16 protein-coding genes and 2 riboswitches are annotated in these 17,700 nt (G+C 65.8%); of the genes, 12 read left to right on the forward strand and 4 right to left on the reverse strand.

Annotated elements, in window-relative coordinates; translation table 11 throughout:
* Positions 1–8: 8 nt before the first annotated feature.
* Together ASC68_RS01230 and ASC68_RS01235 are read right to left on the reverse strand one after the other, a co-directional pair.
* On the reverse strand, positions 9–1,403 hold the full coding sequence (locus tag ASC68_RS01230; protein WP_055873544.1) for an AtzE family amidohydrolase: 1,395 nt from the start codon (positions 1,401–1,403) through the stop codon (positions 9–11).
* Positions 1,400–1,588 (reverse strand): DUF4089 domain-containing protein, encoded by a 189-nt coding sequence (locus ASC68_RS01235; RefSeq protein ID WP_055873549.1) that lies wholly within the window; start codon positions 1,586–1,588, stop codon positions 1,400–1,402. Before ASC68_RS01235 ends, ASC68_RS01230 begins: the two co-directional genes overlap by 4 nt.
* A 210-nt stretch (positions 1,589–1,798) precedes the next feature.
* Between ASC68_RS01235 and ASC68_RS01240 the strand changes: the two genes are divergently transcribed.
* Together ASC68_RS01240 and ASC68_RS01245 are read left to right on the forward strand one after the other, a co-directional pair.
* The gene (locus tag ASC68_RS01240; RefSeq protein WP_055873552.1) at positions 1,799–2,545 is read left to right on the forward strand and encodes an SDR family NAD(P)-dependent oxidoreductase; all 747 of its coding nucleotides are present in this window, start codon (positions 1,799–1,801) and stop codon (positions 2,543–2,545) included.
* A complete protein-coding gene (locus ASC68_RS01245) occupies positions 2,545–2,853 on the forward strand; it encodes a Dabb family protein (protein WP_055873554.1) in 309 nt (102 codons plus the stop codon). The genes ASC68_RS01240 and ASC68_RS01245 overlap by 1 nt, the downstream gene beginning before the upstream one ends.
* A 207-nt stretch (positions 2,854–3,060) precedes the next feature.
* Here ASC68_RS01245 and ASC68_RS01250 read toward each other — a convergent pair whose 3' ends face one another.
* Positions 3,061–3,903, reverse strand: a complete 843-nt coding sequence (locus tag ASC68_RS01250; RefSeq protein ID WP_055873557.1) for an alpha/beta hydrolase — start codon at positions 3,901–3,903, stop codon at positions 3,061–3,063.
* 168 nt (positions 3,904–4,071) lie between these two features.
* On the opposite strand from ASC68_RS01250, the gene ASC68_RS01255 reads away from it, so the two are divergent.
* Together ASC68_RS01255 and ASC68_RS01260 are read left to right on the forward strand one after the other, a co-directional pair.
* Positions 4,072–4,758, forward strand: a complete 687-nt coding sequence (locus ASC68_RS01255) for a fumarylacetoacetate hydrolase family protein (protein WP_055873560.1) — start codon at positions 4,072–4,074, stop codon at positions 4,756–4,758.
* Entirely contained in the window at positions 4,758–5,855 is a 1,098-nt protein-coding gene (locus tag ASC68_RS01260; protein ID WP_055873563.1) for an AAA family ATPase, read from the forward strand. The genes ASC68_RS01255 and ASC68_RS01260 overlap by 1 nt, the downstream gene beginning before the upstream one ends.
* Before the next feature lie 163 nt (positions 5,856–6,018).
* On the opposite strand, the gene ASC68_RS29085 is transcribed toward ASC68_RS01260, so the two are convergent.
* Positions 6,019–6,531 carry a hypothetical protein gene (locus ASC68_RS29085; protein ID WP_248310469.1) on the reverse strand — a complete coding sequence of 171 codons (513 nt, stop codon included), beginning with the start codon at positions 6,529–6,531 and terminating at the stop codon, positions 6,019–6,021.
* Between the two features lie 56 nt (positions 6,532–6,587).
* Here ASC68_RS29085 and ASC68_RS01270 point away from each other — a divergent pair, with 56 nt between their 5' ends.
* From ASC68_RS01270 to ASC68_RS01305, 8 genes are all read left to right on the forward strand, one after another.
* Positions 6,588–7,634 (forward strand): aldo/keto reductase, encoded by a 1,047-nt coding sequence (locus ASC68_RS01270; protein ID WP_055873569.1) that lies wholly within the window; start codon positions 6,588–6,590, stop codon positions 7,632–7,634.
* A 197-nt stretch (positions 7,635–7,831) separates the two neighbouring features.
* A complete protein-coding gene (rirA, locus tag ASC68_RS01275; protein WP_055873572.1) occupies positions 7,832–8,308 on the forward strand; it encodes an iron-responsive transcriptional regulator RirA in 477 nt (158 codons plus the stop codon).
* Between the two features lie 466 nt (positions 8,309–8,774).
* Positions 8,775–10,589, forward strand: coding sequence for an ATP-binding cassette domain-containing protein (locus ASC68_RS01280; protein ID WP_055873575.1), 1,815 nt, complete (start codon positions 8,775–8,777; stop codon positions 10,587–10,589).
* Between the two features lie 161 nt (positions 10,590–10,750).
* Positions 10,751–10,858: riboswitch (guanidine-I (ykkC/yxkD leader) on the forward strand.
* A 59-nt stretch (positions 10,859–10,917) separates the two neighbouring features.
* Positions 10,918–12,750 (forward strand): ABC transporter ATP-binding protein, encoded by a 1,833-nt coding sequence (locus ASC68_RS01285; RefSeq protein ID WP_082527812.1) that lies wholly within the window; start codon positions 10,918–10,920, stop codon positions 12,748–12,750.
* Between the two features lie 12 nt (positions 12,751–12,762).
* Positions 12,763–13,617, forward strand: a complete 855-nt coding sequence (locus ASC68_RS01290) for an ABC transporter permease (protein ID WP_055873578.1) — start codon at positions 12,763–12,765, stop codon at positions 13,615–13,617.
* Between the two features lies 1 nt (position 13,618).
* Positions 13,619–14,608 (forward strand): ABC transporter permease, encoded by a 990-nt coding sequence (locus ASC68_RS01295; protein WP_055873581.1) that lies wholly within the window; start codon positions 13,619–13,621, stop codon positions 14,606–14,608.
* Between the two features lie 227 nt (positions 14,609–14,835).
* Positions 14,836–14,943, forward strand: a riboswitch (guanidine-I (ykkC/yxkD leader).
* 59 nt (positions 14,944–15,002) lie between these two features.
* Positions 15,003–16,550: an ABC transporter substrate-binding protein gene (locus ASC68_RS01300; RefSeq protein ID WP_082527813.1), complete on the forward strand. Its 1,548-nt coding sequence runs from the start codon at positions 15,003–15,005 to the stop codon at positions 16,548–16,550.
* Between the two features lie 112 nt (positions 16,551–16,662).
* Entirely contained in the window at positions 16,663–17,619 is a 957-nt protein-coding gene (locus tag ASC68_RS01305; RefSeq protein ID WP_055873587.1) for an MBL fold metallo-hydrolase, read from the forward strand.
* Positions 17,620–17,700: the final 81 nt, after the last annotated feature.

Below are 17,700 nucleotides of genomic sequence, written 5' to 3' on the forward strand. Positions count from 1 at the left end.
CTCTCAGCTCAGTCCGCAAACCCCTGCGCCACCGGGGCCTTGCATACCCCTGCCGTTTCCAGCTGGTGGGCGATCCTCAAGCACACATCCTCGCGCCACGGCGCGGCGATCACCTGGACGCCGAGCGGCAGGTCCTCGCCATACTGCCACACCGGCACCGTCACCACCGGCAGGCCGACGAACGAGATCGGCTGGGTGAAGATCCCCAGATTGGGCCGTACTGGCAGCTCGACGCCGCCGAACATCGCGGTCTTCTGGCCGAGCAGCGGCGCCTTCATCGGCGTTGCCGGGGCGAGGATGGCGTCGACGCCGTCGAACAGCTTCAGCACCCGATCGCGGAACACCCGGCGTAGTTTTTGCGCCCGCTCCACCCAGACAGCAGGCAGCATGGTCCCGGCGAGCAGCCGGTCGCGCACCTCGGGGTCGAAATCGTCGGGGCGTTGCCTGAGCCGATCGAGATGCAACGCCGCGCCCTCGGCCATGGTGATGAGGAAGGCTGCGGCGCGGGCTGCCTGCGCATCGGGCAGGGTGACGGTCTTGGTCACCTCGAGGGCCTTCGCCACCTTCTGTACCTGCGCCTGCACTTCCGGCGCGCCGAGGAAATACTCGCCGGCGACGGCGATGCGCAGCCCGGGGATCGGATGCTTCAGCCGCGCGAAGGTCGGCTCGTTCACCCGCTTGGTCTGCGCCGGATCGGCCTCGTCAAAACCCTGCAGCGTGTCATAGGCCAAAGCCAGGTCGCGGGTCGAGCGGGCGAGCGGACCGAGGTGATCGAGACTGGAGACAAAGGGGAAGCTGTGGGCTCGGCTCAGCCGGCCATAGGTCGGCTTCAGCCCGAACAAGCCGCAGAACGAGGCCGGCACGCGGATCGAGCCGTTGGTGTCGGAGCCGAGGCTCAACGGCACCAGCCCGCCAGCCACCGCAGCAGCCGGGCCGGCTGAGGAGCCGCCGGTCATCCGGTCGAGGGCGTGTGGGTTACGCGACGGGCCGTCATGGGCGTTCTCGCCGGTGAAGCCGTAGGCGTATTCGTCCATGTTGAGGCCGCCGAGCAGCACGGCGCCCGCGGCTTCGAGACGGCTCACCAGCGTTGCATCGCGCGCTGCCGGCGGGTTGTCGCGGTTGATCTTCGAGCCGGCGCGGGTCGCGATGCCCTTGATGTCGTAGAGGTTCTTGACCGCGAACGGCACGCCGGCGAGCGGGCCGGGATCCATGGCGTTGCGGATCTTGCTGTCGACCAGTTCGGCCTGCTCGAGCGCCCGGGCCGCCGTCACGTCGGTGAAGGCGCCCAGCATCGGGTTGTGCCGTTCGATGCGCTTGAGCGCCGCCTCGGTCACGGCGCGTGCCGTTACCTGGCCGCCTTTGACGGCTTCGGCGATCTCGACGGCGTCGGCGGTCGCCTTCATGCGCGATAGACCGGCGCCGGCTCGGCGTCATCGTCGAGCTTGATCTGCTCGACCAGCGCCGCCATCTTCGAGGCGGTCTTCAGGTTGAGCTTGATGCCGGCCCGGTGCTCGGGTGCGACGCGCAGCTGCAGCAGCGGCGCGGCAGCGTCGATCAGCGCATCGGCATCGAAGGGTTTGTAGGCCATGGCGCGTCATGCCTCGCATCGGCCAGCCGAGTGCAGCCCCCTGCTCTCGTGCCACCAGCCGTAAATAACCCTCACACGACAGCGCCTTGCGCGGCAATCATCTTGATGGTCGCGGCGCATCGACACGGCAGCGACTGGTTTCATCGGAACTAACATGTTAGCCGTTGTTGCGAGGAAACGGCCGGGGAAACCGGCAGCGAGGGAACAAACGTGAATCAGATCGATCTCAACGGGCAGGTGGCAGTGGTCACCGGCGGCGCCTCGGGCTTCGGCCTGGCCTGTGCCAAGCGCTTCATCGCCTCGGGCGCCAAAGTCAGCCTCTGGGACCGCGACGCCGAGGCCTTGAAGCTGGCAACGGGGCTGCTCGGCGCAGAGGCATCGAGCCAGACGGTCGATATCACCGATTATGACGGGCTGGCCGCGGCGCATGCTACGGTGGAAAAGGAGGTCGGCCCGGTCTCGATCCTCCTCAACTCGGCCGGCATTGCCGGCAAGAACGCGCCGCTCGACGAGTATGGGCTCGACGAATGGCGGCGCGTCATCGAGATCAACCTCAACGGCACGTTCTACGTCAACCGCGTGGTGATCCCCTCGATGAAGGCGCGCAACTATGGCCGGATCGTCAACATCTCGTCGGTCGCCGGCAAGGAGGGCAACCCCAATGCCGCCGCTTATGCCGCCTCAAAATCCGGCGTGCTCGGGCTGGTGAAGGCGCTGGGCAAGGAAGTCGCCAAGTACGATATCGCGGTCAACGCCATCACCCCGGCGGTGGCCAATACCGCCATCCTAAAGGAAGTCACCAAGGAGTTCATCGAGTACATGCTGAGCCGCATCCCGCGCGGCCGCTTCCTCGAGGTGGATGAGCTCGCCAACATGGTCGCCTGGCTGGTGTCGAAGGAAAACAGTTTTACCACCGCCTCGGTGTTCGATCTCTCGGGCGGCAGGACCACCTACTGATGACCATCCGGCACTGCGTGTTCCTGAAATTCCGCGACGATGTCCCCCTGAGCGAGATACAGTCGATCTACGACCAGCTCGCAGCACTCGGCGTGCATCTTGCGATCGATCACATGAGCTATGGGCCGAACGTCTCGCCCGAGGGCCTGCACCAGGGCTTTGTCGACGGTTTTACCATGGACTTTCCGGACGCCGCGGCGCGCGACGCGTACCTCGCCGATGGCAAGCACCAGGAGGCGGGCAAGCGGCTGGTTGCGGCGCTCGAGGGTGGGGTGAAGGGTTTGCTGGTGTTCGATATCGAGGTTTGAGGGGCGGGGGCTCGAGGGATTTCGCCGTTGGGTTGCACGGTTTCTCCACCCACTCGATGTCATCCCAGCGAAAGCTGGGACCCAACTCTCCCTCCGCGCGGGCTGTGAAATGGGTCCCAGCTTTCGCTGGGATGACACCCGGTGGGGAGGCGAGGTGGGGGCCATCCCCCCGCTCGGCCGCCTCCCGTGACTACCGGTTCAGAACCCCTACCCCCGCGACGCCGCAATCGTCTCCGCCAGCAACCCGCCCATGCGGCTCTCGGGCCGGCCGAGGTCGCGGACGATGGTCATGTGGTCGAGATCGGGCAACGTGATCCGCTCGTAGTTGAGGCCGCGCCGTTCGGCGGCGAAGCAGAGGTCCTGCGCCTGCAGGTGAAACGGCTCGGTCTCGTTGTGGCCGACCGCCACCACCACCTCGGGGCCGGCCAGCTGCTCGGCGCCGAGCGGGGAGAAGTTGGCCACCTCCTCGTCGGTCAGCAGCAGGTCAGGCTGCAGGTAGCTCTGGGTGATCGGCCGCAGGTCATAGAGCCCGGACACCAGCAGCAGCGACTTCACCGGGATATTGGGCGCATGCGCCTCGTGCGGGGCGCGCGCCGCGACATAGCTCGCGAGGTGCCCCCCGGCCGAGTGCCCCGAGGCCGAAAACGCATTGGGGTCGCCGCCGAAGCTTGCCGCATTTCCGATCAGCCAGCGGGCCGCCTGCCGCACTTCGTCGACCAGCTGCGCCATGCGGGAATTGGGGATCAGCGTGTATTCGACGATCGCCGCGATCGCGCCGCTGCGGGTGATGGTCTCGGCGGGAAAGGCGAACATTTCCTTGTCGTTCAAGAACCAGTAGCCGCCGTGGATGAACATGTGGATCGGCAGCGGCCCCGTGGCGTTCTCGGGAAAGAACAGGTCGAGCCGCTGCCGCGCTCCGTCGCCGTAGCTGAGGTCGAACCGGCTCCTCAGTGTGGCGCGGGTGCGGGCGCTGGCGGCGAGGTTGCCATTCTTCACCGCCTCGAAGTCCGGCACCAGGTTGGGAATGTCGAACGGGTCGATGGCGGTCACGGCGTACTCCTCAAGTAGAGGTCAACCCGAGCCCGACCCCAACGGCCAAGTCAAGCACCCCAAACGGCGCAGCCGCCGCCCCCAGGGAACTTGCCGACGAGCAAAGTTCTCATTTTGTCCCACGACCGATTCGATTAGTGTGGCGCGCCTCAGAGTATGGGAACCACGATGTCCGATTACGTTATCGCGCCGCCGCCGCAGCCTGCCGTCCCCGTTGCCGGCGGAGGACTGTTCCCGGTTCGCCGCATCTATTGCGTGGGCCGCAACTATGCCGAGCACGCGCGCGAGATGGGGCACGATCCCAATGCCGAGCCGCCGTTCTTCTTCGCCAAACCCGCCGATGCGCTGGTGATCGAGGGCGCCGATTCGCCTTACCCGTCCGAGACGCAGAACCACCACCACGAGATCGAGCTGGTCGCCGCCATCGGCGCCGGCGGCAGGAACATCGCCGTCGCCGAGGCGATGAACCACGTCTGGGGCTATGCGGTCGGCATTGACCTGACGCGCCGCGACCTGCAGGCCTGGGCCAAGAAGGGCGCCAAGCCCTGGGAAGTGGCCAAAGGGTTCGACCATTCCGCGCCGATCGGCACACTGGTCCCGGCCGCGAGCATTCCAACCCCGCTCAGGGGCGCCATCGAGCTCCGCGTCAATGGCGAGACCCGCCAGTCGGCCGATATCGCCGACATGACCTGGGACCTGCCGCATGTGATCGCCGAGTTGTCGAAGTATTTCGAGCTATTCCCCGGCGACCTGATCTTCACCGGTACGCCGGCCGGGGTCTCTGCTGTGGTCAAAGGCGACCTGCTCGAAGGCTCGATATCAGGCATCGGAACCGTCACGGTGCGCATCGGCTGATGGAGTGGTCGCCGCAACAGGATGAAGCGCTGCAGTCGGTATCGCGCTGGCTGAAGGACAAGGACGGCAAGCAGGTGTTCCGGCTGTTCGGCTGGGCCGGCACCGGCAAATCGACGCTCGCCCGCCATCTCGCCCAGGGGGTGAAGTCGGTGAAATATGCCGCCTTCACCGGCAAGGCGGCGATGGTGATGCGGAAATACGGGGCGCGCGGCGCCTCGACCATCCACTCGCTGATCTACGCGCTGGTGTCGGAGAAAGATGGCGAGCCGAAATTCGCGCTCGACCCGGAAAGCGAGGCGCTGACTGCCGACCTGATCGTCATCGACGAGGTCTCGATGGTCGACGAGCAGCTCGGCCGGGACCTGCTCAGCTTCGGCACCAAGGTGCTGGTGCTGGGCGATCCGTTCCAGCTGCCGCCGGTGCAGGGCGCTGGTTTCTTCACCGCCGACGAGCCCGACTATATGCTGACCGAGATCCACCGCCAGGCGGCGGACAACCCGATCATCCGCATGTCGATGGAAATCCGCGAGGGCGGCTATCTCGAGCATGGCCGCTATGGCGAGAGCCTCGTCATTCCGCGCGCCGATGTCGACCGCGACGCGGTGATGGAAGCTGACCAGGTGCTGGCCGGCCGCAACAAGACGCGGGTGGCCTATAATGACCGCATCCGCGAGATCAAGAACCTGCCCCGGCACGAGCCGGTGGCCGGCGATCGCCTGGTGTGCCTCAGGAACAACCCGGTCAAGAAGCTGCTCAATGGCCAGATCTGGACGGCTGCCGAGGTCAAGAAGCGCTCCAACGCCCGCTACTCGATGACGCTCGACCCGGACGAAGTCACCGGCGCCAAGGCGACGCAGGCCAAAGTGGTGACGCACGCGGCGTTCTTTTCGGGCGAAGAAGACCAGCTGAGCTGGCCCGAGCGCCGCCAGTACGACGAGTTCACTTTCGGCTATTGCCTCACCGTGCACAAAGCCCAGGGCAGCCAGTGGGACAACGTCTACCTGTTCGACGAAAGCTATGTCTTCCGCGAGGATCGGCAGCGCTGGCTCTACACCGGGGTCACCCGCGCCAGCGAGAAAATTACCGTGGTCTCCTGACCAGCCAAACGGTTAACGCGCCGATAACGCGGCATTGCGCACGCTGGTGTCCTCGTAACAGGATCGGCGCACGCAACAGATGATGCAGCCCCTCCGATTTCTCGTCTCCCCGAACCAAGGTCGCTGGACCCTGAGCGTCGGCCCTACCGTCCTCGCGAACCACTCAACGCTGGATCGGGCGGTCCGCGCCGCGGTCGACATGGCCCGGCGGACCCGAGGCGATAACCGGGTCTTTCTTGAAAGCGAGGATGGGCGGGTGCAGCAGCACTGGCCGGCCTGATGACGGGCGCCGCGTCGTCTCGGTCAGCCGTTCGATCCGCCAGGTCGGGAACATCTGCCCCATGATGGCAGCCATCTGCGTGTGGGCTCGCATCAGCCGCACGGCGTAACCGGGCTCGATGCTGACGATGCTGGGAATCTCCTCGGACTGCACCACGATGCTGCTGAACATGCCGAAGCGCCTGATGTCGCCCCTTGGCAATTGCACGATGTAAGCGATCACCTCCACCACCTCCGAGCCGTAGAGTAAGGCGGTCGTGCTGACCGTTGCCTGACGACCCGGGTAGCGGTTCGTTAACTCACGCAAAGCGGGTTGCGAGATCAGCCCCTGGAAGGCTCTTCTGCCGGTCTCTGTCCCCGCTTCCGGCGGCCGGCGCTCCGTCGTGCCTTTGGACACTCCCCATTGTCATCGCGCTGGTTTAGGGTCCGCGCCGACATTTCCTGGAGGGTAGCATGGACTATCGATTGCTCGGCCGTTCCGGCCTCAAGGTCTCGTCGCTGTCGATCGGCACGGCGACGTTCGGCGGCGATGGGTTGTGGGGCGATACCAACGTCAAGGAGGCGCAGCGCCAGATCGACCTCTGCCTCGACCATGGCGTCAACCTGATCGACACCGCCAACGTCTATTCGGGGAGCGTCTCGGAAACGATCATCGGCGAGGCGCTGACCGACGGGCGGCGTGATCGGCTGCTGATCGCCACCAAGGTGCGCTTCCCACGCGGCAAGGGGCCCAATGATCGCGGCCTCAGCCGCTGGCACATCATCCGCGAGGCGGAAGCGTCGCTCAAACGGATGAAGACCGACGTCATCGACCTCTACCAGGTGCATGAGTGGGACGGGCAGACGCCGCTCGAGGAAACGCTGGAGGCGCTCGATACGCTCGTCCGCTCGGGCAAGGTCCGCTATATCGGCTGCTCGAACTATTCGGCCTGGCACCTGATGAAGGCGCTCGCCACCTCGAACGAGCGCAACTACCAGCGCTTCGTCTCCCAGCAGATCCACTACACGCTGCATTCGCGTGAGGCCGAGTTCGAGCTGATCCCGGCCGGGCTCGACCAGGGCGTTTCGGTGCTGGTGTGGTCGCCGCTGGCCGGCGGGTGGCTGTCGGGCAAGTACACCCGCAACTCGAAGCCGAGCGATGGCCGGCAGGTGCGCGGCTTCAAGGAGCCGCCGATCTATGATCCGGAGCACCTGTGGAAGATCGTCGATGTGGTCAACGAAGTGGCCAGCGCGCATGGCGTCTCCGGCGCGCAGGTGTCGCTGGCCTGGCTGTTGAGTAAGCCGATCGTTGCCTCGGTGATCGTCGGCGGCCGCAATATCGAGCAGTTCGAGGACAACCTGAAAGCCGCCGAGCTGCAGCTCACCGCCGAGGAACTGGGCAGACTCGACGCGGTCAGCCAGCCGAACCTCCCCTACCCCTACTGGCACCAGAACTTTACCGCGCAGGATCGCCTCAGCGAGCCTGACCTGGCGCTGCACCGGCCCTATCTCGACAAATGATGCGATGTGCGGGCGGGCCGATCTCCCCCGCCCGCACAATCCTGAACGCAGGCGTCATGTTTTCTTGACTAAGTTTAGAACCGTTATAAACTGTGGGCGGTTCCAGACCCCATCCAGCCGCAGAGATTGCCCGGTATCCGGGGCTTTGCGTGGGGAAGCAGCAAGAAGTCGGCGTGACGCGCCGAATCGGAGATTCGATGAGACTGACTCGCCAGTCCAACTACGCCATCCGCACTCTGATCTATTGTGCGGTCAATGCGCCCGGCCTCAGCCGGGTCGCCGACATCGCCAAGGCACATGCGATTTCGGAACTGTTCCTGTTCAAGCTGATCAAGCCGCTGGTTGAAAACGGCCTGATCGAGACGGTGCGCGGCCGCCGCGGCGGCATCAAGCTCGGCCGTCCGGCCGAAGAGATCACCCTGCTCGACACCGTCCGCCTCACCGAAGAGAGCTTCTCGATGGCCGAGTGCTTCGAGGATGGCGACGTGACATGCCCCTTGGCCGACAGCTGCGACGTCAATGCGGCGTTGCGCGAGGCACTGGGCGCGTTCTTCAATGTGCTCGAGAGCTACACTATCGCCGACCTCGCTTCGAAGCGGCGCTCGCTGCGCGATCGGCTTGGCCTCAAGTTCGAAGATATGGAGCCGGTGCTGATCCGCGAAGCGGCGCACTGAACCCTCTGACTTAGCGGCGGATGCCGGACCGACTCCAACCGTCCGGCATCCGCCCTTTCGCCACACGCGCCCGACCCGAAGGGCGTTGATCGTGCGGCGGAACCCAGTCTCTCTCTGGGGTTGCCGGCAGACGGACAAAGGCCCAAACCCATGGCCCTCGCTCACCTGCCCGACCTGCCCGAAGCCCGAGGCCGGGCGCTTTTGCCAAGTGGCAGTTGAACGGCTTGTGACTCTGGCCGTCAGGCTCGGTTCATTCATCTTTGGCAGCAACAGCAGTTCGCCGCGGCAGAAGCGCCGAAGTGCTTCAAGTCTTTGATTTGGCGCGTCTCCGAACCGGTAACGTCTGCAATCCCCGCCTTCGCGAGGACAGGCATTTTCTTGAAAGCGCTCCAGCGCGCCCCCCCCGCGTTGATCTCGCGGCGGCCCCATGCTCTATGCCCCCGAACCTATTGAACTGGACTAGCCGATGGCCGCCGCGCCCATATTGTTCCTGCAGCAAATCCGCCTGCGTCTGGGCTCCAGCGAGCTGCTGGAGGGCGCCGAACTGTCGCTGCTGCCGGGCGAGAAGGTGGCGCTGGTCGGCCGCAACGGCTCCGGCAAATCGACGCTGCTGAAGATCGCCGCCGGCGAAATCGAGCCCGATGGCGGCCGTCGCTTCCTGCAGCCGGGCGCCACCATCCGCTATCTTCCGCAGGAACCGGATCTGTCGGGCTATCCCAACGTGCTCGCCTATGTCGAAGCCGGCATGCAGGCGGGCGACGATCATTACCGCGCCACCTACCTGCTCAACGCGCTCGGCCTCACCGGCAACGAGGAGCCACATCGACTCTCCGGCGGCGAGGCGCGCCGCGCCGCCCTGGCCCGGGTGCTGGCCCCCGAACCGGACATTATCCTGCTCGATGAGCCGACCAACCACCTCGACCTGCCGGCCATCGAGTGGCTGGAGAACGAGCTTTCCAGCATCCGCTCGGCGCTGGTGATCATCAGCCACGACCGGCGCTTTCTCGCCGACCTCACCCGCTCGACCGTCTGGCTCGACCGCGGCGTCACCCGCCGCCTCGACAAGGGGTTCGGCGGCTTCGAGGAATGGCGCGACCAGGTGCTGGAGGAGGAGGAAACCGCCCGGCACAAGCTCGACCGGCAGATCGTCCGCGAAGAACACTGGCTGACTTATGGCGTCACCGCCCGGCGCAAGCGCAACGTGCGCCGGCTCGACGGGCTGCTCGCGCTGCGCCAGGAACGGCGCGACCTGAAGCGCGGCGTCGGCGAGGTGAAGATCTCGGTCGCCGAGGGCGAGACCTCGGGCAAGATGGTGATGGAGGCCAAGGATATCTCGAAGGCCTTTGGCGAGCGGGTCATCGTCAAGGATTTCACCACAAGGGTGATCCGGGGCGACCGGCTGGGGATCATCGGCGCCAATGGCGCGGGCAAGACCACCCTGATCAAGCTGTTGACCGGCGAGCTGCCGCCCGACAGCGGCACGGTGCGGCTCGGCGCCAACCTCGAACTCGCCAGCCTCGACCAGCGCCGCGCCACGCTCAGCGCCGACATGACGCTCAAGGAGGCAGTGACCGGCGGCGGCTCGGATACCCTCGTCATCAACGGCCAGCCCAAGCACTTCATGGGCTATCTGAAGGACTTCCTGTTCGGCCCCGAGCAGGCCGGCACCGCGGTCAGCAAGCTGTCAGGCGGCGAGCGTGGCCGGCTGGTGCTGGCGCGGGTGCTGTCGCTGCCCTCGAACGTGCTGGTGCTGGACGAACCGACCAACGACCTCGACCTCGAAACGCTCGACCTCTTACAGGAAATGCTGGCCGACTACCCGGGTACAGTGATCGTCGTCAGCCACGACCGCGATTTCCTCGACCGCGTCGCCACCTCAGTGGTGGTGTCGGACGGCGGCGGGCAATGGACCGAGTACCCGGGCGGCTATTCCGACATGGTGAGCCAGCGCGGCTATGGCGTCACGGCGCCCGCCAGCGCCCCGAAGCCGAAGGGTGGACGGCAGGCGGCACTGCCGCAGACCAGCTCGCATCCCGCCGCCAAGCAGAAGCTCAGCTTCAAGCAGAAGCATGCGCTCGAGACCCTGCCCAAGGAGATCGCCAGGCTCGAAGCCGAGATCGCCAAGCTCAATGCGGTGCTGGCCGATGGCAACCTCTATGCCCGCGACCCGCAGAAGTTCACCGACACCGGCAAGGTGCTGGAAAAGGCCCAGGCAGCGCTCGGCAAGGCCGAGGACGAATGGCTGGAACTGGAAGCCCTGCGCGAGGAAATCGAGGGGTAGCGCCAAGGCATCCAGTTGCTGTCGGCCGCCGGCCGTTATGCCAATCCAATAAGCAAGGCGATGTGCGTTGCTCAGAATTGGAGCAGCGTGGATGCATCGACCCGCATAATTCCATAGTTTCTGGCCGTTCCCGCCTGGCACGGAGCTTGCTTCACTAGCTGAGAGTTGGTGGCTAGGGTTCCGGCGCTTCGGCGCGGCTGGTCCGAGAGCTGCCACTGGCCGGGAGAGACATCCCGCCAGGTGCACGGCGGGACAAAAGCCCGGGAGACCTCGTTAGCCAAGGGATTGGCGAGCGTAGCGTCTCGTCATCCCTCAACGTGAGGGAGCGATGACTCTTCCAGCGACCGAACCCGAAGCCCCTGTTCTTTCCATCCGCGGCCTCCACGTCCGCCTCAGCCGCGATGGCCGCGCCAGCACTGTGCTCGACGGCATCGACTTCGATCTCGCCCCGGGCGAGGTCGTCGCGCTCGTCGGCGAGAGCGGCTCCGGCAAGTCCACCATCGGCCTGACGCTGCAGGGGCTCCTCCCAGCCGAAGCGCAGCCCGAGATATCTGGCAGCATCCGCCTCGCCGGGCGCGAGATCGTCGGCGCCAAGCCGCGTGAGTTGCGCGACCTCCGACTTAGCCTCGTCCGCGCTGTCCCACAGGATCCGATGGGCGCGCTCAACCCCACGATGAGCATCGGCGCGCAGTTGCGTGAGAGCGGGCTCAGCGCCGACGAAGTGCTCGAGTGGCTCGCCCGCACCGGCCTGCCCAACCCCAGGCGCATCGCCGCAGACATGCCGCACCGCCTGTCGGGCGGCCAGCGCCAGCGCGTGCTGATCGCGATGAGCATGGCGGCAAAGCCGCGCGTGCTGATCGCCGACGAGCCGACGACTGCACTCGATGTCACGGTGCAGGCGCAGATCCTGACCCTGCTCCGCGATCTCGCCCGTGAGCACAACACCGCCACGCTCTTCATCACGCACGACCTCGCTGTCGCCGCCGAACTCGCCGACCGGGTGATGGTGCTTTATGGCGGGCGCGTTGCCGAAGTCGGGCACACCCGCGCGCTGATCGCCGCGCCGTCGCACCCTTACTCGGCGGGCCTCCTCGCCGCCCGCTTCGATCTCGATTCCGACCGCAGCCGCCAGCTTGGGACGCTCGCCTCCGAGCAGCTGCGGGCGCGGCCGAGCGGCGCGCACTGCAACTACGTCACCCGCTGCCCCCTTGCCGAAGCCGAGTGCTCCGAGCGCAAGCCGGACCTGGTGCGCCGGCAGGATGGGCGACAGGTCGCGTGCTTCCAATCCAATCGGGTGCCGGACCTGCTCGCCCGCGCTCGCGAAGCTCCGAGCTGGCCCGAGGCATCGGCGAGCGAAGCCAATGCGCTCGAGCTCTACCGCATCGAGAAGAGCTTCGGCCCGAAGCGCGGGATCCTACGGCCTGCCCGCCAGACCCAGGTCCTCGCCGGCATCGACCTGCGGATCCAGCAAGGCGAGTGCGTCGCGCTCGTCGGTGAAAGTGGCTCGGGCAAATCCACCCTGCTCCGCATCGCGGCGGGCCTCCTCGCCCCCGACGAGGGCGACGTATCATGGTTCGGCGGCATCCCGCCGCAAGTGGTGTTTCAGGATGCCGTCGCGGCGCTTACACCCTGGCTCACCGTCGGCGAACAGATCCGCGACCGCCTCCGTCCGCTGGGGCTTAGCCGGCGTGAACAGGACAATAAGGTCGCCGAAGCGCTGAAGCTCGTTGGCGTCGATCCGGCGCTGCAGCACGCCCTGCCGAGCGAACTTTCTGGCGGCCAGTGCCAGCGCATTACCGTCGCCCGGGCCGTGGTCGTGCCGCCAAAGCTGCTGCTCTGCGACGAGCCGATCAGCGCCATGGACGTTTCCCTCGCGGCGCAGACGCTCAACCTCCTCGGGAGCCTCCGCCGCTCCATGGGCATGGCCATGCTGTTCGTCACTCACGATCTCGCCGCCGCCCGGCTTATCGCCGACCGCATCGCGGTGCTGGAGAAAGGCCATCTCATCGAAGTCGGCGAGGCTGATCAGGTCATTTCCGCCCCGCAGGCGCCCTACACGAAAATGCTGGTCGGCGCCGTGCCGCGCTTGGAGGGCTCTCAGGAAAAGTTGCAGACTTTTCCACCTCGAGAGCGCGACCAATCAGATGCTCTAGCCAGCTGACCGAGACCGACAATGGCCCTCGCAACCGAACTCTCCGCCCCCACCGCACCCCCCGCCTTCGCGTGGCTCCGCCGCGTCGGCTGGCTCGAACGCATCGGCCTTGCCGGTGTGTTCGTCATCACGCTCCTCGCCATCTTTGGCCCGTTTTTCGTACCCTACGACCCGATGCTGCGCGTCGCCGCCGCGTACCTGCCGCCCGACGCCGCGCACTGGTTCGGTACCGACGAAATCGGCCGCGACCTGTTCTCGCGCGTCGTCCTCGGTGTCCGCTACACCTGGCTCCCAGGCCTCGCCGTCATCGGCATCGCCTTGCTCATCGGCACGGTGATCGGCGTCTTCGCCGGCATGGTCGGCGGCTGGGTCGATACGCTGCTGCAGCGGGTGGTGGAGCTGTTCCTCGTGCTCCCCTCGACGCTGATCGCCCTCGCTGTCGTCGCGGCGCTCGGGCCCGGCCTCATCAACACCATGATCGCCATCACCATCTTCTGGTGGCCGTGGTATGCCCGCATGGCCCGCGACGAAGTCCGCCGCATCCGGGCCCGGCCGCATGTCGAGGCAGCCCGCATCGCCGGGGTGAAGGGCCCGCGCCTGATGTTGCGCTACCTCTTGCCGGGGGCGGTGCCGGCGCTGGCGGTGGCGGCGACGCTCGATGTCGCCAACATCATCCTGACCCTGTCGGTGATCTCCTTCCTCGGCCTCGGCCTCCCCGCCCCGGCCCCCGAACTCGGCGCCATGACCTCACGCTCGGTCGACAGCCTCACCGTCTATTGGTGGCTGCCCATCATCCCGGCGCTGGTGATCTTCTTGATGTCGATCCTCGCCAACCTCGCCGGCGACGGCATCCGTTCCGCCCTTCGAGGTGCATGACATGCTGGCATATCTCGCCAAACGCCTCGGCGGCCTCGTCCTCGTCCTCGTGGTGATGAGCTTCATCGTCTTCTGCCTCCAGGCGATCATTCCGGCTGACCCGGCCCGCGCCCTTGCCGGTCCCTCGGCGCCGGTCGAAACGATCGAGCGCATCCGCGCCGAACTCGGCCTCGACCAGCCGCTGCTGGTGCAATACGGGCAGTTCATGAGCCGCCTCGCTCAGGGCGATCTCGGCACCTCGATCCGCACCCGGCAGCCGATCGCAGCCGATGTGCTGAAATACGGTCCGGCCTCGCTCGAGCTGATCGTTTTCGCCATGCTGCTGGGCACCAGCTTCGCGTTCCTCCTCGCCTTTGCGCAGACGACGATGACCCGCTCGGGCGGTGTACGGCTCGGCATGCTGGCGGCAGGCTCGTTCCCGATCTTCCTGACCGCGCTGCTGCTCGCCTATTTCCTCTGGTTCAAGCTCGGCTGGTTCCCCGGCAGCGGTCGCCTCGACATCCGCCGCTTCACCGGACCGACCGGCTTCTTCGTCCTCGACGGGCTGCTGCTGGGACGTCCCGACATCGCCCTCAACGCCATCTGGCACCTCTTCCTGCCGGCACTGGCCCTGTCGGTCCCGATCGCCATTTCGGTGGGTCGCTCGCTCAACTCGGCACTCGTCGATGTGATGCGCCAACCCTATATCCGCACCGCGCGCGGCAAGGGCCTCAGCGGTGGCCGCATCTTCTTCCGCCACGGGCTGCGCAACGCCGCCTCGGCCCCGCTCGCCATGCTCGGGCTGCAGGTCGGCCTGCTGTACGGGAACCTCCTGATCGTCGAGCGCATCTTCTCGTGGCCGGGACTCGGTCTTTACACCGTGCAGTCGTTCGGGAGTTCCGACCTGCCGGCGGTGCTCGGCATCGCCATGGTGTTCGGGGCGTTCTACATCCTCGTCACGATGCTGGTGGAAGTGCTGCAGTCGGTGGCGGACCCGCGGATCGCGCTTTAGTAAGCCTCGGTCTCTCGGTGATCCGCCCCGCTGCGCAGGGGAGGACCACTGCACCATCCCGTCATACAACGAGCCACATCACGCCTTACAATTGTGCAGATTTGTTCCATCGCATATTTTTTGGTCATATCTAACCGCTGATGTCGCCCATCGCGGTCGCAATCATCAGCAATTCCAACCCCTTACCTATTCCACACCACTGGCATGACCCTTGCATCGTCATGCCTGAGACTGGTGGCTAGGGTTCCGGCGCTTTTTGCGTGTCTGGTCCGAGAGCTGCCACCGGCGGGCGCCACAGTCCGCCGGACGCACGGCGGGACAAAAGCCCGGGAGACCTCGTAAGCCAAGGGATTGGCGACGATGGTCCGTCGATCCCTGTTCAAGGGAGCGACTCATGTCGTCAACAATGAAACCATTCAGCCACGTCACGGGCCGGCTGCTTGCCGGCGCCGCACTTCTCGCCATCCTGTCCGCCGGCGCTGTCCAGGCCCAGGAAACCCTGCGCCTGCCGATCGCCACCGATTTCGACTCGTTCGATCCGGACAATGCCTTCGAAATGGACGGCCTCGCGGCCATCAACAATGTCTACGAGGGTCTCGTCGAATACGTGCCGGGCAGCGCCGAAATCCGCGGCCTCCTCGCCAAGGACTGGACCATCTCGGACGATGGCCTCACCTACACGTTCAATCTCGTCGAGGGCGCGAGTTTCCATGACGGCACCCCATTCAACGCCGCAGCGGTCAAGACCTCGTTCGAGCGTCGCCGCGACAGCGAGCTGATCCTCAGCTACTTCCTGTGGAACGTGAAGGACATCGCCGCACCGGACGACAAGACCGTCGTCATCACGCTCGGCATGCCGCAGCCCTCGCTGCTCGACAGTTTCGCGAGCCCCTGGGGCCCCAAGGTCATCAGCCCTAAGGCGCTCGCCCACAATGGCGGTGGCAAGGCGGCTGGCGCGTGGCTCGACAGCAACGCCGACGGCACCGGGCCGTTCAAGCTCACGAGCTTCGAGCGCGGCCAGGGCTACACGCTCGAGCGCAATGACAGCTACTACGGCAAGGCGCCGTTCTTCTCGACCATCGAGCTGCCACTGGTGCCCGATATCGGCCAGCAGGTGCTGAACCTGCAGGCGCAGGAAACCGACGCGGTTCCCGCCAACTACCCGTGGGCCCAGCTCGCCTCGCTCCCGCCCGATCTCCAAGCAACTGCGGCGCCCAGCACATCGGAAATCATCGGCTTCGTGAAGCCGACCGGGCCGCTTGCCGACCCTGAAGTCCTCAAGGCCTTCCTCACCGCCATCAACCCGGCGACCTGGGTGGCGGACGCCTTCGGCGCCTATGGCCATCCGGCCAAGTCGGTCTATCCCGAGGCCATGCTCGACCCGGTAACCCCGGTCGTGTTCCCTGCTGATCTCGAAGCCGCCAAGGCCACGGTCACAGCCAAGGGGCCGGTCACCCTTACCATCGGCATCAGCACCGAAGAGTCGAACGCGCTCGGCCGGGTCGGTGACCTGCTGGTCGCGCAGCTCGCCAGCATCGGCATCAACGCCACTGTCACCATCCTGCCGCAGGGCGCCGCATTCGGGCTCAAGGACAACCCGGATGGCCCCGACTTCTACATCGGCAAGCTGACCCCGGATGCGCTCCATCCCGAGAACCAGTCAGGCATCTTCTTTGCCTCAGGCGCGCCGATCAACTTCTACGGCCGCGGGCTGCCCGAGGCCGATGCGCTGCTGCAGGAAGCCGGTACGCTGACCGATATCACGGCGCGCAACGCGCTCTACGAGAAGGCAGGGCATCTGTATTTCGACAATGGCCTGTTCATCCCGCTGGTCGGCGTCGACGACGTGGTGGTCGCCCCCAAGGGCCTCGTCGATCTCGACCTCCGCGCCGCCTATGCGCCGGGCAATATCGACTACGGCTCGGTGCGCTGGGCCGAGTGACCATCCGGGCGGTCGTCGCGGAGTGCTTTCAGGAAAGGTTGCAGATTTTTCCGCCTCGAAAGCACGACCAGGAAGATGACCGCCCCTATCTCATTGAGTGACCGGAGGCATCATGCCGAGCAAGACGGACATCGTCCGCGAACCCTTCGTGCCGAAGCTGCGCGTTTCGCACATCAACGACTACCTGATCTGCTTCTACGATGGCCGCGACATCGCCGACTATCCAGAGTGGATAAAGGGCAACATCGACATGAAGCTCGGTGTCTGCAACTACGTGCTGCACCGCGGCGACAGCGCCATCGTCTTCGACACCATGGTCTATGGCGAGCAGATGGAAGCCATCGACGCCTATATCCGCGAGATGGGGATCAAGCATGTCTCGGTGATCAACTCGCACTGGGACTGCGACCACATCGCCGGCAACTACCTCTATAAGAACGCCGATATCATCGCGACCAATCGCACCCGCTGGAAGCTGCAGGCCTATGCACCGCAGATGCTGAGCGGCGAGATCTGGGGCGCGGGCGATCCGAACTATCCCGGCGTCAAGGAAGTCGTGCTGCCGAACCGCACGTTCGATGGGCGGATGACGGTGTGGCTCAAGGACCTGCAGATCGAGCTGATCGAGACCTTCGTGCACCAGCTCGGCCACCTCGTCGCCTACCTGCCCAAGGACAAGATCCTGCTCGCCGCTGATGCGGTGGAGGACACGGTGACGTTCAACACGCCGGCCATGACCAGCGAAATCGCGGCGCAGATCATGACCTATCGCTCGCTGCTGGCGATGGACGCCAGATCCATCTACCCCTGCCACGGCCGGTTCGAGGTCATCGACAATGGCGGCTATACGCAGGAGTTCACCGAGGCGATCCTCGACTACAATGTCCAGTTGCTGAAGCGGAAGGACGAGCCGGACTACCTGACCGCCCCGCTCGAAAGCTTCATCCAGCCCTGGATCGATCGCGGCGTTCTCGCCATGCACGAGCCCTATCGCTGGCTGCACGGCAACAACGTCTCCCTGATCGACAAGTCCTATGGCGGCCGTTCGACCCCGGCAATCCCAGAGTGACGGTCAAGCCAGGCTGCCCGCTCCTCGGGAACACAAGGCAGTCGGGCGGGTCGCGGCTCTGCGCTATCGGCTGAGCCGCGG

Origin of the sequence: Devosia sp. Root105, from assembly GCF_001424865.1 — a bacterium.
Taxonomy (GTDB): Bacteria; Pseudomonadota; Alphaproteobacteria; order Rhizobiales; family Devosiaceae; genus Devosia_A.

What these genes read in the sequence shown, in the direction of transcription:
- ASC68_RS01305 (WP_055873587.1), top strand. Translation starts at nt 16,663, where the DNA reads ATGCCGAGCAAGACGGACATCGTCCGCGAACCCTTCGTGCCGAAGCTG.
- ASC68_RS01270 (WP_055873569.1), top strand. Translation starts at nt 6,588, where the DNA reads ATGGACTATCGATTGCTCGGCCGTTCCGGCCTCAAGGTCTCGTCGCTG.
- ASC68_RS01260 (WP_055873563.1), top strand. Translation starts at nt 4,758, where the DNA reads ATGGAGTGGTCGCCGCAACAGGATGAAGCGCTGCAGTCGGTATCGCGC.
- ASC68_RS01280 (WP_055873575.1), top strand. Translation starts at nt 8,775, where the DNA reads ATGGCCGCCGCGCCCATATTGTTCCTGCAGCAAATCCGCCTGCGTCTG.
- ASC68_RS01245 (WP_055873554.1), top strand. Translation starts at nt 2,545, where the DNA reads ATGACCATCCGGCACTGCGTGTTCCTGAAATTCCGCGACGATGTCCCC.
- ASC68_RS01255 (WP_055873560.1), top strand. Translation starts at nt 4,072, where the DNA reads ATGTCCGATTACGTTATCGCGCCGCCGCCGCAGCCTGCCGTCCCCGTT.
- ASC68_RS01295 (WP_055873581.1), top strand. Translation starts at nt 13,619, where the DNA reads ATGCTGGCATATCTCGCCAAACGCCTCGGCGGCCTCGTCCTCGTCCTC.
- ASC68_RS01300 (WP_082527813.1), top strand. Translation starts at nt 15,003, where the DNA reads ATGTCGTCAACAATGAAACCATTCAGCCACGTCACGGGCCGGCTGCTT.
- ASC68_RS01290 (WP_055873578.1), top strand. Translation starts at nt 12,763, where the DNA reads ATGGCCCTCGCAACCGAACTCTCCGCCCCCACCGCACCCCCCGCCTTC.
- rirA (WP_055873572.1), top strand. Translation starts at nt 7,832, where the DNA reads ATGAGACTGACTCGCCAGTCCAACTACGCCATCCGCACTCTGATCTAT.
- ASC68_RS01230 (WP_055873544.1), bottom strand. Translation starts at nt 1,403, where the DNA reads ATGAAGGCGACCGCCGACGCCGTCGAGATCGCCGAAGCCGTCAAAGGC.
- ASC68_RS01235 (WP_055873549.1), bottom strand. Translation starts at nt 1,588, where the DNA reads ATGGCCTACAAACCCTTCGATGCCGATGCGCTGATCGACGCTGCCGCG.
- ASC68_RS01285 (WP_082527812.1), top strand. Translation starts at nt 10,918, where the DNA reads ATGACTCTTCCAGCGACCGAACCCGAAGCCCCTGTTCTTTCCATCCGC.